The 13,704-nt window shown below is 68.3% G+C and carries 9 protein-coding genes and 1 pseudogene; 6 read left to right on the top strand and 4 right to left on the bottom strand.

Features of this window, described 5'->3' with window-relative positions:
* Positions 1–321: 321 nt before the first annotated feature.
* Both IPG50_24220 and IPG50_24225 read left to right on the top strand, forming a co-directional pair.
* Entirely contained in the window at positions 322–675 is a 354-nt protein-coding gene (locus IPG50_24220) for a hypothetical protein (GenBank protein MBK6695289.1), read from the top strand.
* Positions 675–1,469 carry a TatD family hydrolase gene (locus IPG50_24225; protein ID MBK6695290.1) on the top strand — a complete coding sequence of 265 codons (795 nt, stop codon included), beginning with the start codon at positions 675–677 and terminating at the stop codon, positions 1,467–1,469. The genes IPG50_24220 and IPG50_24225 overlap by 1 nt, the downstream gene beginning before the upstream one ends.
* 18 nt (positions 1,470–1,487) lie before the next feature.
* On the opposite strand, the gene IPG50_24230 is transcribed toward IPG50_24225, so the two are convergent.
* Both IPG50_24230 and IPG50_24235 read right to left on the bottom strand, forming a co-directional pair.
* Positions 1,488–3,575, bottom strand: a complete 2,088-nt coding sequence (locus IPG50_24230) for a hypothetical protein (GenBank protein MBK6695291.1) — start codon at positions 3,573–3,575, stop codon at positions 1,488–1,490.
* 81 nt (positions 3,576–3,656) lie between these two features.
* Positions 3,657–4,607 (bottom strand): hypothetical protein, encoded by a 951-nt coding sequence (locus IPG50_24235; protein ID MBK6695292.1) that lies wholly within the window; start codon positions 4,605–4,607, stop codon positions 3,657–3,659.
* 319 nt (positions 4,608–4,926) lie between these two features.
* On the opposite strand from IPG50_24235, the gene IPG50_24240 reads away from it, so the two are divergent.
* Together IPG50_24240 and IPG50_24245 are read left to right on the top strand one after the other, a co-directional pair.
* On the top strand, positions 4,927–5,739 hold the full coding sequence (locus IPG50_24240) for a hypothetical protein (protein ID MBK6695293.1): 813 nt from the start codon (positions 4,927–4,929) through the stop codon (positions 5,737–5,739).
* Positions 5,740–5,822: 83 nt separating this feature from the next.
* Positions 5,823–7,448 (top strand): hypothetical protein, encoded by a 1,626-nt coding sequence (locus IPG50_24245; GenBank protein MBK6695294.1) that lies wholly within the window; start codon positions 5,823–5,825, stop codon positions 7,446–7,448.
* A 58-nt stretch (positions 7,449–7,506) separates the two neighbouring features.
* Here IPG50_24245 and IPG50_24250 read toward each other — a convergent pair.
* Positions 7,507–9,429 (bottom strand): annotated as a pseudogene (locus IPG50_24250) (molybdopterin-dependent oxidoreductase).
* A gap of 89 nt (positions 9,430–9,518) precedes the next feature.
* Between IPG50_24250 and IPG50_24255 the strand changes: the two are divergent.
* Positions 9,519–11,687 carry a molybdopterin-dependent oxidoreductase gene (locus IPG50_24255; protein MBK6695295.1) on the top strand — a complete coding sequence of 723 codons (2,169 nt, stop codon included), beginning with the start codon at positions 9,519–9,521 and terminating at the stop codon, positions 11,685–11,687.
* Positions 11,688–11,737: 50 nt separating this feature from the next.
* On the opposite strand, the gene IPG50_24260 is transcribed toward IPG50_24255, so the two are convergent.
* Positions 11,738–12,946 (bottom strand): hypothetical protein, encoded by a 1,209-nt coding sequence (locus IPG50_24260; GenBank protein MBK6695296.1) that lies wholly within the window; start codon positions 12,944–12,946, stop codon positions 11,738–11,740.
* A gap of 97 nt (positions 12,947–13,043) precedes the next feature.
* Between IPG50_24260 and IPG50_24265 the strand changes: the two genes are divergently transcribed.
* Positions 13,044–13,694 carry a hypothetical protein gene (locus tag IPG50_24265; protein ID MBK6695297.1) on the top strand — a complete coding sequence of 217 codons (651 nt, stop codon included), beginning with the start codon at positions 13,044–13,046 and terminating at the stop codon, positions 13,692–13,694.
* Positions 13,695–13,704 lie beyond the last annotated feature (10 nt).

A 13,704-nucleotide genomic window follows, 5' to 3' on the forward strand; every position in this document is an offset into this window, starting at 1 on the left:
TCGAGCGTGTCGTGGCGGCACACCGCCGGTCTTTCTTCACAGAGTTCACCCACAGCGGGGTGGTAGGAGTGGTTCCTGCGCGGGGATAGCCTCCCCGAGACGCTCGTTCGAACCGAGCCCCCGCAACCGAAGCGCGCGCCCGCGTGAGCGCGGTCAGGCAGGCACGCGGCGTCGACGCACGCCGCCCTGTCGTGGTCCGCCGCGGCGCGCCGTGCGCGTGAGAACCGGGCGCGCCTTCGTCTCGATGGATGCGGAATGCATCGATCGCGTGGGCCGGTGTGCCCAAAAATCAAACGGAAACTGAGAAACAAGAATAGACACATGATTCACTTACAAAGATTGCGACTAGACCTCCAAGCTCTCGCGACCGAGTCGCGAGCCCTAAAGCGCGACTTGCGCTCCCCTTGGCAGCGGCCGATGGCCGACGAACAGCGGCGCCTCGTGCGCCTAAGGCGGCAAACGACCGAGCGCCTCGTGCTGCTCGCCAGCGCGCGCGGTCGGCTTCACGTGCGAGCAATACCGACGCTCTTCGCCGGCACCGCCGGCACCGATGACGTTCGCGTCTGGCACGCGCGCGTCGCAGAGCGCGTCGGCAAGGACTACGGCGAGTTGCCGCCCAAGCACCCGAGCACGCCGGAGCCACCCGACGCTACGTTGCACGAGGAGGCACGCTGATGGAACTGGTCGACATCGGGGGCAACCTCACCAACAAGGCCTTTCGGGGCGAGACCGACGCGCTCATCGAACGAGCGCGTGCCGCCGGCGTTGTGCGCATCGGCGTGACGGGCACGAGCGCCGCCGCGAGTCGCCACGCCTGGGAGCTCTCGCAAGCCCGCCCTGACGCGCTCTTCTCGACGGCCGGCGTGCATCCGCACCACGCGTCGAGCTGGTCACCGGAGGTGGCCCGCGAAATTCGCGAGTTGGCCGGGAGGCCCGAGGTGCGCGCCGTCGGCGAATGCGGCCTCGACTACAACCGCGACTTCTCTCCGCGCGACGTGCAGCGCTCGGCCTTCGAAGCCCAGCTCGCCATCGCCCACGAACTTGCGATGCCCGTCTTCCTTCACGAGCGCGACGCGGAAGACGACTTCGTGCGCATTCTCTCCGCGTGGCGCGGGCGCGTCCCCCGCGCCGTCGTTCATTGCTTCACGGGCACGGGCCGCGCCCTTTCGCGCTACCTCGAGCTCGACTTGCACATCGGCATCACGGGCTGGATCTGCGACGAGCGGCGCGGTTCGCACCTCGCCGAGCTTGTGCGCATGGTCCCCGAGGGGCGCCTCATGATCGAGACTGACGCGCCCTACCTCTTGCCCCGGTCGATGCCGAAGCGACCGAAGAGCGGGCGGAACGAGCCGGCGTTTCTGCCTCACGTCCTCGAGAGCGTCGCAAAAGCGCGCGGCGAGACGCCCGAGCAGTGCGCGGCGCACACCACCGCGACGGCGCTGGCGTTCTTCGCGGCGCCGTTGGTGTAGGCAGGGGCTCGGTCCGATTCAGGTCCGGTCGGGCCCGACCGACGCGAGGATGCAGTCGTCGGTGCGAGGGTAGTCGAGGCCGTAGACGAAGCCCGTCTGCGCGAGCGACCGCGCGGTCTTCGCGTCTGACTGCCACGCGCGAAAGCCCTGGTCATTTTTCGCGGCTTGCGCCGCGAGGGCAGAAACCCAGTCCTCCGCCAGCGCCTCAAGCTTCTGGCCCAGGAGGTTTGCCACGATGCGGCGTCGCGCTGCGCCGACGACCGCCTCGTCGACGACGGCGACGTTCAATTCACCTTCGTAGACGAGCCCTCGGTTGTTCTTGTTGGCGGAGCCGACGCTCATGAAGAGGTCGTCGACGATGAGCATCTTTGAGTGCGTGAAGATGTCGACGAAGGCGAGATTCGAGGGGCCGCTTCCGTCGAAGGCCTTCAGTTGAAAGAACGACGTGCGTGTTGGGAACTGGGAGCGAAAGAAGGTGTAGGCCTCGCGTGACGGGGCGCACGCTGGGTTGGTGCGTGTGATGGGCATCGTCACGACAACCAGGCGGAGCTCCGGCACGGCGCGCATGCGGGCGGCGATGGCCTCGTGGAGCATGGGCACACGGAAGTACTGATCCTCGATGAAGATGGTGCGCTTGGCGTTTCGGACGGCGTTGAACCAGGTCTCGGCGATGGCGTATTCGTGAAACGGAGCTGGCAGCGTCGCCGTCACTTGGACCTGCGTCGTACCGGCGGCGGCCAAGTTGCGTCGCGTTACGAACGGCGTCGTCCGGTCTGAGAACTTGACGTTGCCTTGCCGGAGCAGCTCCCAGCGCTTCTGGAAGACGTCGTCAACGTCTTCAACGGCGGGTCCTTCAAGGCGGAGCATGTAGTCCTTGCGCGGCTCAAGAGGCGACGCCTTCTGAGAGGAGGCCACGTCCATGCGTGTGCTCGCTGAGGCGTCGGCACCCACGCGGCGCGCGTCGAAGACGAAGTGATTCGACGTGTCCCAGTCGCTCTGTTGCAGGTTCATGCCGCCAACGAAGGCGACCTTCGAGTCGATGCTGATGAACTTCTGGTGGTACGAGGCTGTCTCCAGCAGGCCGTCGAGGAAGTCTTGCGCGATGGGCGCGCCGCTCGAGAGATCGACGACGTGCGACGGCACCGAGGACGTGACGGGCGGCGCCGCGTCGAAGGGGACGCCGGCGACGTCGGGTCGCGTCGCCTTCACGCGGTCAGCGAACGAGAACGGCGGGACGGCGAAGGTGAACGTGCCACGGGTCTCGTTGCCTTGGCCCATGAACTCGATGGCGTCGCTGGATTGTTCGGCGTACGCGCGCAAGCGCGCGTCGGTGTTGAACCACGACAAGATGCTGTCTTGGCCCCAAAACTGTCCAACGATGATGCGTTTCCGCGCCGGACTTCCCTCGAGGGTGCCCAAGATGGTGTTGGGCCAGCGGGCCTCTTGGGACTGGGAGAGGTCGAAGTTGCGCACGAGCTCAAAGCTCGACTCCCACCACCAGGTCGCGACCTGCACGGAGCTCTTGGCCCCGCGGAGCTCGCGGTGCACGGCGCCCCACGCCTCTTGCCCATCGAGCATGAGCGACACAGCGTTGTTGCGTCGCGCCGGCCGTCCCTGCGCAGAGAACCATTGGTGCCGGAGTCCGGCGAAGAGCTCGTGGGTCGGGAGCGTGCGGCCTTCTGAGGTCGTGGTTCGGTGAGTTAGCGCCGCGCCGACCCCCGGTAACGTGGCGACGAGGCGGACGGCACCGGCGGCGCTGGAGCCGTCATAGTCGAGGGTGAGTTCGGCTGGCTCATGAAGGGGCGCGGCGAGGCGCACCTGGTAGCGGCCCGGCTCCTTGAGGAAGATCGGAGCGGGTCGCGCGACGTCGGCGCGAACGGGCCGACCGTCGCGTGTTACGCGAAGCTCGAGCCCCTGCGGCGGTAGCGCTTGGCCCCAGATGTCGAGCGGCGCGATGGCCAGCGCCGCCGTCGCGTCCCGGGCCGAGATCTCCTCTTCGTCGACCTCGTCCTCAGGCGGTGTGGAGGCGCACCCGAGCGCGAAGGCGAGCGACGCGAGCGCGGCGCACCCCGCCATCGACGAAGCGCGGAGGCGAAGGCGAGGCATCGCCGCTAGAGGGTGCACACCTTAGGCCACCTTTCGGGTGCGCGAACGCCCTGCTTTTCCACGCCAAATGCCGGATCTGGATCAGGCGATGACCATCCCGAGCGACCAAGCGGTCGGTCGCGTTGCCATCAGAGAGACGTCTCGGCGAGGACCGCTCGGAGCTGCGAGTACACCGCCTCGGCCACGCGCGCCTTGCACGAGCCGGTGGTGATGTTCGAGAGCGAACCGGTTCCGTTCTCGCCGGCCTGGTTGAGAACGCCGCAGAGCTCGCCGCCCTTGTCGATGACGGCCGCCGATGCGGCCTTCACGCGGTCGCCGGCCGCCGCCTCGGGGCCCGCCGCGGGATCGTTCTGGATGGCGATGCGGCCGACGCCGAGGCTGCCGCGCGGCGCTCGTCTGGATGCAGCGCGCGAGCGTATGGGTCGCTTGAACCATGTCGTTGTTCGCGACGGCTTGGTCGAGTCGCTTGTCGAAGGCCTTGTAGCAACCGAGGTGGTGCGAGCGGTCTTCTTTCATCCCGCGCGCCTCGTCGCCGAGGGCCACGTTCTCGTCGATGAGCGCCGCGAGGAAGACCTCGATGGAGCTGCGACACGAGGTCGCCTCGACGCGCGACAGAGAGCCGCCGAAGTTCGGGCTCGCCTTGTCCATCTCACTGCAGAGGGCCGCTTGCGCTGCGCGAAACGCCGCGATCGAGGGCGCCGCTTGCCCGGCGGACGGTGAGCCCGCGTCGCGAAGGTTCTTCTCGATGCGCGCGACGACGGCGTCGTTTGCTCGCTTGTTGCACTCGCCAAAGGCCGCGGAGGCCTGAATCATGTCGTTGGTGCTCACGGCCTTGTTCGAGGCCTTGGTGTACGCCTTGTCGCATTTGCCGACGGCGGTCAGGTGAGCGTTGGCACTCCCCGTTGCCGTGGGAGCCTCAAGGGCGCCCTGGTCGGAATCGACCTCTGGTTCAGACGCGTTGCTGCATCCGAAGGCGGTGAAGGCGGTGAGGGAGGTCGCGACAAGCAAGGCGGAGCGAAGGGAGAGCTTCATGGTGACGAGGGAGCTGCAGGGCGCGTGCCGCTCGCGGCGGAATGCAGCGCAGCTGTTTTTCAGCGCCAACACCTCTGCGCGCGCTGACGCGACATGGAATCGCGATCCACGCCTGACTGAGCCGCGTCACGAAATCGGCCCGCTAAGGCGCAAGGACGAGCGCTTCCGCGAGCCGTTGGTCGCGAGCTCGCTGGGGCTTTGCCGCGCCGTCGGTTGGCCGCTGGACGTCCGCCGGTGACCATGGACACCCGGCGGCGCGAGCGAAGTGCTCGTTAGGACGATCAAACCGCGCTGGCGCGCCCCTTGATTGCGCGGCCGCATGCACCCTCTTCGCGTCGCGCCCTTTGCCCTTCTCGTCTTCCTCGTGGTGGTGCCCGCTCGGGCGGCGCCGAACCTCCTCGACGACGAGCCCGACGTAGGCGCGAGGTCTGATCTGTGGCTGACGTTGCGGGCCCTCGGTCAGGCGAACACAGCGCCTGGGGCGGCAAGCGAGGCGGGGCTCTTCGCGGAGCTCGGCTTCGCGCTCGATCGTTCGCCGCGGCCGTCGCTCCTAGCCCGGGCTCCGCTCTCCGGGGCGACCGCGATCGCCCTCGTCCCGCGGCCGCTCCCCCTCTCGCCGCGGGTCGTCCGCCTCGCCGTGAGCGCAGCCCTCCGAACCGCGCGTCTCGTTGACGACGACGCCTTCGACGGCATGGCCTCGCGCGCCCGCGCGAGCGGGCTCGTTCCCGAGCTGCGATTGCGCGCGGCGCGCCTCTGGGACGAGAGCGTCCGCGCCGATCTCTTGCCCGCCGACGCATACCGCTCGAGCGGCACCGCCAGCGCGAACCTCTGGCTCGAGGCGCGGGCTACCTTCCGCCTCGATCGGCTCGCCTTCGCCGACGAAGAGCTGGCCATCGCGAGGCTAAGGGCCGACCGGAGCGCCGCCGCCGAGCGCCTCACGTTGCGTGTGGCGACGGCGTTGGGCCAGTGGCAACGAGCGTGGGCGCACGCGCGCATCGCCAAGGACGAAGGCCTGGAGTCGCTCGACGCTGCGCTCCGCCTCGCAGAGTGCGAAGCCGTCCTCGATGCGCTGACGGGCGGATGGTTCGCGGGCTGGCGAGCCAGAGAGCTGGACCGATCATTGGACCGATAACGAGGACCCCGGACCGGCAACGCTTCTGGCGCGTCGCCGCGAAAAAGCGGGTAGCATGGGCGACCTTTTTTTGGGGGTCACTCATGCCGCTATCGCACCGCATTTCCATCGTCCGCTGTCTGGCTGCGTTCCTCACCGCGAGCGTCGCTTTCGTCGCTTGCTCAGACGACGAGACGGCGAGCCCCGCTGCGTCAACGGATGCGGGAGCGAGCGGCGATACGGCGACCGCTTCAGAGGGCGGCGGATCGGACTCGTCTTCGGGAACCGATAGCTCCGCCAGCAGCGTCATCACGGTGACAGCGGCCGGTGGTGTCTTCAACGTCGGCGGAGCGACCCTCGACGTCCCCGCCGACGCGGTCTCTGCTGACAAGCCGATCACGCTGGAGCTTCGCGCCGGCGCGCCGACGGGCACTGGTCTCGCAGGCTTCACGCTCATCACCGACGTTCTTGTCGCGACGCCGCACGGGACGACGTTTGCCAAACCGGTGACCATCGACTTGCCGCTCAAGGGCGCCGTGACGGGCGCGCCGGAGGTTCGCTACGTCGCCGATGACGCCGATACGACCTGGGAGAGTCTGGCCTCCGCCAGCGTAGTGTCCGGCCGGCTCCGGTTCACGACGACGCACTTCTCGGGCATGGTCGGCGTGGTGCCAGGGCAGGGGTCCGACGGAGGCACGGATGGTGCTGTCGTCACCGACAGCTCTACGCCGAGCGATGGCGGTGGGCTTCAGTCGCCGCAATGTTTCGCGTACGCGCCCGGTGGCTCATCGGTCGGTAGCCAGACCGTCGTTCGCGTGGCCGATCGCCTCTACTGGTCCACGCTAAACGTCGGCGTCAGCCCCAATCGGGTGCACACCATCAAGACGGACTTGACGGACTACAAGAGCTTCGCGAACCAGGTGAGCGTCAACGGCATCACGTCGAACGTGAACGGCGTCTTCTGGTTCAACTCCTTCCCGCCGGCCGACGCGGGCCTCACCGCCGGCCTTTTCAAGCTGACGTCGAGCACCGGCACACCGACCAACGTGGCAGGGCTAACGGGCTTCCCAGGGAAGATGGTCGCCACCGACGCGAACATCTTCTTCAAATCGCAGATCGGCGTGGAGCACACGCTCGTTCGAGCCGACGCTCAAGGGCAGAGCCCGACGACGCTGGTCACGTACAACTTCTACGCTGACGACCTGGCCGTGGCCAACGGCTACGTCTACTGGTCCGAGTCCTCGGCGGAGGCCACGAGCACGTATTGTGCGACACCCGGCAACAAGATTAATCAGATCATGCGGGTGGCGGTGGATGCCGTTGCACCGGCGACGGCGCAGCTCGCCGTCGATGGGTGCGCCATTCAGGCCATCACGGGGCGCTTTGGCGAGAAGCTGATTAGCTTCGCCACCGACGGCGTGCACACGTACGCGCAGAGCGACCGCGGCGAGATCTGGAAGACCCCCGTCGCCGGCGGCACGCCGGTGCGGCTCTTCCAGCCGTCGGCGCCCCTCGCGAACATGGGCGGCGACGTGACCATCGTCGGCACGAACCTCGTCTTCAAGGATCAGGACAACTCCGTCGGTGTCGGCATGGGGATGCGCAAGATCCCGCTGGCCGGTGGCGCCTCGACCAAGTTCGCGCTGCCCTACGGCACGACCTACGCGGCCGATGCGAACGCCATCTACTTCGCCGATCAGGGCAACGTCTGCCGGCTGCTCGTTCCGTAACGGCGCGAGCTCTCGCTCGTTGGCGCCGGGGTGGTCTCGGCGCCGTCGCCGAGGGCTGTCAGGTCCTCGAGAGCCTTACTGGCTCGTCGTAGAGCGCGCCGCCTTCGCCGAGATCCGTGAGCTTTGCATGGATAAGCGCGTTGGCCGCCGCACCGTCTGAGAGGTGGCCGCCTTTCGGGAGAAGCGCCACGTCGCGTCGCTGCCTCTCGTCGAGCCGGACGCGGACGGGCATCGAGCCCAGCGCCGAGGACAAGACCCCCAGCTCGCCGTCCTTGAGTCCCGCCGAGCGCTCGGGGTGCACCACGACCTCGAGAGGGAGCGCCGGCGGCGCGGCCCACTGCGAGCTCTGCGACCGAGGCGTGGACAGGCTCGCGAGGAGCATAGGGAACGCGTCGCTGACGGCCGGCGGAGGCGCCGCCGCGGCGGTCATGAGGTTCACGCGGCCCGAAGGGGTCGGGAACTTGCGACCGGCGAACAGCACGGGGGGCGCCATGGGGTTTCGGAGCGGCGCGCGCTCGAGGTCGTCGAGCGAGACGCCGTGGGCCTTCAGCCTCCCCGAGACCATCTTCGCCTTCCAGTCGCGCGCCGAGCCGGCGAGCGCCTCGCCGAGGCCGACACGCTGCGCGATGGCATGCGCGATCTCGACGTCGCTGAGAACCCCGTCGGGCGGCGCGATGACGGGCTTCGCGACGCCGAGCGTGTGGTGCCCGTAGGCGCCCAAGAGATCGTCGGCTTAGAGCAGTGTCGTCGTCGGCAGGACCACCGTGGCGAGCTTCGCCGTGTCCGTGAGAAACGGATCGACGACGACCACGAAGTCGCGGCTCTCGAGCGCTCTCTTGACGGCGTGGCTGTCGGGCAGCATCGCGACGGGGTTGCCGGCGGTGATCCACACGGCGCGGATCGGCGGCTCCTTCGCGCCGAGGATTGCCTCGCCCAAGAGCGGCTCCGACAGCGTCCGGGCCGCGCTCCCTGCGGCAAAGCTCGTGTCGAAGGCCGCCCGCCGCCGGAAGTAATACGAGACGCAGGCGCCGGGCACGCCGATGTTCCCCGAGATGGCTGCGAGCGCGTCGAGGGCGCGCACGATGGCGCCGCCGTTCTGTCGTCGCGCCATGCCCCAGCCCACGAGGATCGACGCCGGCTTCGCCGCCGCGAGCCGCTCGGCGAGGAAGGCTGCGTCGTCCAAGGGAACGTCGGCCTCGGCACACCAGCAGGCGAGGCTCTTCGAGCGAACGAGCGACTCGAAGGCGGCGAGGCCATCGCAATAGGAGGCGGCTGCCTCATCGATGCCTCCGCCTTCGAAGAGCCGGAGCGCGACAGCCATGGCGAAGGCGAAGTCGCCGCCGGGCCGCGGTTGAATGAAACGATCGGCCACGTCGCGCGTGCGCTGCGATACGGGGTCGATCAAGGTCACGGTCGTGCCGCGCGCCTTGGCGTCCTTGACGACCATCAACGTGTGCGGGCTCGACGTGTAGAGGTTCTTGCCCCAGACGACGATCTCCTTGGCGTTCAAGAGATCGAAGAGATCGCTCGAATCGGAGATGCCAAAGTCGAGCTCCTGCGCCGCTTCCCCGGCGCCGGAGCAGATGTCGCCGCGCTTGGTGGTGACGGGCCCGAAGAGCTCGAAGAAGTGCGCGACAACCTTCTTGAGGAGCCCCAGCGAGCCGCCGCTCGCGTAGTGGAGAATCGAGGCCGGGCCCGACTCGGCGCGAATCTGCACGAGCCGCTCCGCGGTGAAGTCGAGGGCTTCGTCCCACGACACCTCGGTGAGCACGCCGCTCTTGCGGACAAGGGGGCGCTTGAGGCGCTCCTTTGAGTATTGAGTCTGGAGGTATTGGTTCGTGCGGTAGCAGAGAAACCCGCGCGTCACCGGGTGAGTTCGATCACCGCCGAGCTTGATGACGCGGTCGCCATCGACGGTCGCCACGATGGCGCACGCGTCGGGGCAGTCGCGGTTGCAGACGGTGGTGCGCTCCTCGGCCATGACAGGAGGCTATACCAGGGCGTCGCGGCCCTTGGTCGGTGTGAGCGAGAACGATGGCGAGGTCATCCACGAGCCCGTACCCTCTCGCGATGGCCCCCGAGTCCGCGGTGCACTATCGGACGTGCAACCTGTGCGAGGCCATGTGCGGCATCGCCATCGAGCATCAGGGCGAGCGGGTCTTGTCCATCAAGGGCGACAAGGCCGATCCCTTCAGCGAAGGGCACATTTGCCCCAAGGCCGTAGCGCTGCAGGATCTCCAGAACGATCCCGATCGGCTACGCACGCCGATGCGTCGCGTAGGCGATCGATGGGAGCCGCTCTCTTGGGATGACGCCTACGACCTCGCGGAGCGCGAGATCGGCCGCGTGCGTGAGCGTTACGGCCGTCACGCGGTGGCGACGTACCTCGGCAACCCGACGATTCACAGCCTCGGCGCGACACTCTTTGCGCCCATCTTTCTGCGCGCCTTGCGGACCAAGAATCGCTTCTCGGCCACGAGCGTCGATCAGCTCCCGCACCATGTGGCCGCGACGGCCATGTTCGGGCACGCGCTGCTCTTGCCGGTGCCCGATCTCGACCGCACCGAGCACCTGTTGATCCTCGGCGCGAACCCCGCGGCGTCCAAGGGCTCGCTCTTGTCGGCCGGGGACGTCATGGGACGCATCGCAAAGATTCGCGCGCGCGGCGGGAAGGTCGTCCTCATCGATCCGCGACGCACGGAGACGGCGGCGGCGGCGACGGAGCACCACTTCATCAGGCCCGGCACTGACGCTCTCTTGCTGGCGTCGATGCTGCACGTGCTCTTCCGCAAGAGCCTTGTCACGCTAGGGCGCCTCGGGGCGCACTCGCGAGGACTCGGCGAATTGTCGACGCTCGTGCAGTCGTTCCCTCCTGAACGTGTGGCCGCGGCGACCGGCATGACGCCAGAGCTTATCGACCGGTTGGCGGTCGAGTTTGCTGCTGCGCCTCGCGCCGCCGCCTACGGCCGCATCGGCATCTCGCTGCAAGAGCACGGTTCGCTCGCGTGCTGGCTGACGACGGCGCTCAACGCGGCCACCGGGAGGCTCGACGAAGTCGGCGGCGTCATGTTCCCCGAGCCGGCCATCGACGTGCTTCGCATCACAGGGGCGGCCGGCTATGGCGCCGGCACGTTTGGCCGATGGAAGAGCCGCGTCCGTCAGTGGCCGGAGTTCGGTGGCGAGTTTCCGGTGGCGACGCTCGTCGACGAGATCGAGACGCCTGGCGACGGACAGGTGAAAGCGCTCATCACGCACGCAGGCAACCCGGTGCTCTCCACGCCCAGCGGCGCGCGCTTGAGTCGGGCCATCGCGGGCCTCGAGTTTTACCTGGCCATCGACTTCTACAAGAACGAGACGACGCGGCACGCGCACCTGATCTTGCCGCCGACCGGACCGCTCGAGCGAGAGCACTACGACGTGGTCTTCCACGGGCTCGCTGTGCGAAACGGCGCAAAGTTCTCGCCGGCCATGTTCCGACGGTTAGCGGGCGCGCGTCACGACTGGGAGATTCTGAACGAGCTTGCGGTTCGTCTTCGCTTTGGCGGCCGGCGAGCGCGGTTGGCCGCGCGACTCCAGGCAAAGGCGCTCGAGGCCCTTGGCCCGCGGGGACTCGTCGACCTCGGACTCCGCGCCGGGCCCTACGGCGCGAGCTTAAGGCATCTTCGGAGCGGCCTCTCGGTTGGGACTCTCATGGCTTCGCCCCACGGCATCGATCTCGGGCCGCTCAAGCCGCGATTGCCGGACGTGCTCCGGAAGCCGGACAAGCTCGTGGACCTCGCCCCGAAGGTCCTGACGGACGACGCGGCGCGTCTCGGCGCACTCGCCGATGCCAGCGCAAGATCCCGCCTTCAGCTCCTCGGGCGTCGCGATCTCCGTTCGAACAACTCGTGGATGCACAACACCGAGCGCCTCATGCGAGGGCGCGCTCGCTGCACGCTCCTCGTTCACCCGAGCGATGCGGAGCCGCGCGGCCTAAAGACCGGCTCTCGCGCGCGCGTGACGAGCGTTGTGGGGAGCGTCGTCATCGAGGTCGAGCTGACGGAGGACATCATGCGAGGCGTCGTCTCGATGCCCCACGGATGGGGTCACGACCGCGAGGGCTCCGCCCTGCGCGTCGCCTCACAGCACGCAGGCGTCAGCTTGAACGATCTCACCGACGCCTCGCGCGTCGACCCCTTGTGCGGCAACGCGGCGTTGAATGGCATCGACGTCGACGTGGAGCGTCTGGACAGCGATTGACCCTGCTGCGGGGCCTCGAGTCTATGGGATGCGGCGGTCAACGACGGTGACTACGGGCAAACGAAGAGATTGCCCGCGTCGTTGTTGCAATCGAGCGATGGCACGCCGCCGTCGAAAACAGCGCCACGCACCGCCGGGATAGCGACGAAGCCGACGCCCATCGAGAGGGCGTCGCAGGGGCTGCCTCCGGAGGCGCCGGAGCCTCCGTCGGAAGACAGCGCGAGGTCAGCGTTGGAGCAGATGCGCTCGCGAATGGCGTCGAAGGCCGCGGTCGCGCACAACGGAACGCCGCCTTGGCGGAAGCTCCCGAGGGTCTTCAGAATCTCCGACGTGGGCACCCGGCCCGCGATGAGACCTTGCTCAAGGCGGTAGAGGCTGCGCTCCCCCGTCGTTGGGGGCCTCGTCGCGTCGCGAGGGGCGAGATCTTCTCCGAGCGGCACGAGCCGTCCCGTGACGATCGACTCCTCAACGCGAAACGAGCTCTCGAGCGTGAACGGCACCATGAGGGGCGTCGTGAGCTCGACGACCAACTGGTAGTCGCGCACGAAGCCAGTTCCGACGACGATGGGCGTGTTGCCGAAGATGGAGGCCGGGGACACGACCCATTCGTCTTTGCCGCAACGCCCCGGCGAGTACGTGTTCGTCGACGTGTCGAGGGTCGAGCCAGGGCACGTCGGCGCGACGATCCCCTCAGCGACGAGAGCGCCGAGGGCCACGTCGTTGTCGTTGGCTCGGCCGTTGTAGCGACCGAGCTCGAAGAGCAACGTGCGGCGACCGCTGCTGATGAGGCGGTTAGTGACCGCGTCGATGCTGTTGTTTGAGAGGACCGACGCCCCCTTCGCGACTTTCCCGGCGGTGTTGTCGATGCCCCCGTCGAGGTCGCAAAAGAGCGCGTCGCGGCTCGCTTTCGCCTGGCTCACGCAGGAGCCGGCGGCGCCGTTTTCGCACGTGCATACGCCGTCGAGATCGAAACCGGGAGCCTTGTCGGGGTCGACGACGGCTTGGTCCACGGCCATGACGAAGCGCGGGAGCTCGTCGCTGGGCGCGTCGTCTAGGCTGGCCCTCTCGACGGGCCGCTTCCGCTCGCACGCGACCGCGACGCTTGCTTCCGCGGCGTCGGGCGATAGCGGTGCCGCATCGATGCGGGGTGGCCCGCTCCCGAGGGAGTCGAGATCGACACACGCGGCGAGGCCCTTCGCCGCGCCCAAGAGCGCGAACGCGAGGACGGCGCAGGCGGCGAGGCGGCGGGCACGCGGCAACGGCGACGAACGTTGGGGGGGGCGGTGAGGCACGAGGACCGACGACGATGGTACACAGGTCTTGGGGCCCGAACGAAACGAGAGGTAAGCTGCTCGAATGGTCCGACGGCCCGCGCCGCGACCGCTGCTCGCCGCGGCGGCTGTTTTGCTCCTGGCTTCGCCCCAGTCGGCGCGGGCGGAGGAGGGGCGCGCCGCGCAGTGCGTGGCGTCGGCCGATCGTGGGCAGGTGCTCCGCGACGAGGGGAAGCTGCTCGAGAGTCGCTCCGAGTTCTCCGCCTGCGGCGCCGAATCCTGCCCGGCGATCGTGCGTCGCGAGTGCGTGCAGTGGCTCGCCGACGTCGACGCCGGTATGCCCACGGTCATCGTCTCCGTGAAGCGGGCTGGCGTTGCGTCAGGCGATCTCGTAGGCGCAACCTTGACCATCGACGGTGTGCCACGGCCCGACGCCGCGACGGGGCGTGCGGTGGCTTTGAACCCGGGCGAACACCTCTTCCGCGCGACCCATCCTGATTTCGAAGCGACCGAACAGAGGGTCGTGACGCGCGAGCGAGAGAAGGGACGGCTCGTTTCGCTCTCGCTGGCGTCGCGGGCCGGTGAAGCGTCGCGCGCGCCGGTGCGTGGACCGACGCCGCTTACTTGGACGCTCGCGGGGGTTTCGGTGCTCGGCTTCGGTGGCTTCGGCTGGTTCTGGAACCAGACCATGACGCAGGTCGGCGATCTTCGCGCCACGTGCGCCCCGCCATCGTGACGGCTGTTTT

Source organism: Myxococcales bacterium (assembly GCA_016703425.1).
Taxonomy (GTDB): Bacteria; Myxococcota_A; Polyangia; order Polyangiales; family Polyangiaceae; genus JADJCA01.

Excerpts from the sequence above, each read along its gene's own strand:
- IPG50_24245 (MBK6695294.1), top strand. The coding sequence starts at position 5,823 with ATGCCGCTATCGCACCGCATTTCCATCGTCCGCTGTCTGGCTGCGTTC.
- IPG50_24240 (MBK6695293.1), top strand. The coding sequence starts at position 4,927 with ATGCACCCTCTTCGCGTCGCGCCCTTTGCCCTTCTCGTCTTCCTCGTG.
- IPG50_24225 (MBK6695290.1), top strand. The coding sequence starts at position 675 with ATGGAACTGGTCGACATCGGGGGCAACCTCACCAACAAGGCCTTTCGG.
- IPG50_24235 (MBK6695292.1), bottom strand. The coding sequence starts at position 4,607 with ATGAAGCTCTCCCTTCGCTCCGCCTTGCTTGTCGCGACCTCCCTCACC.
- IPG50_24220 (MBK6695289.1), top strand. The coding sequence starts at position 322 with ATGATTCACTTACAAAGATTGCGACTAGACCTCCAAGCTCTCGCGACC.
- IPG50_24255 (MBK6695295.1), top strand. The coding sequence starts at position 9,519 with ATGGCCCCCGAGTCCGCGGTGCACTATCGGACGTGCAACCTGTGCGAG.
- IPG50_24265 (MBK6695297.1), top strand. The coding sequence starts at position 13,044 with ATGGTCCGACGGCCCGCGCCGCGACCGCTGCTCGCCGCGGCGGCTGTT.
- IPG50_24230 (MBK6695291.1), bottom strand. The coding sequence starts at position 3,575 with ATGCCTCGCCTTCGCCTCCGCGCTTCGTCGATGGCGGGGTGCGCCGCG.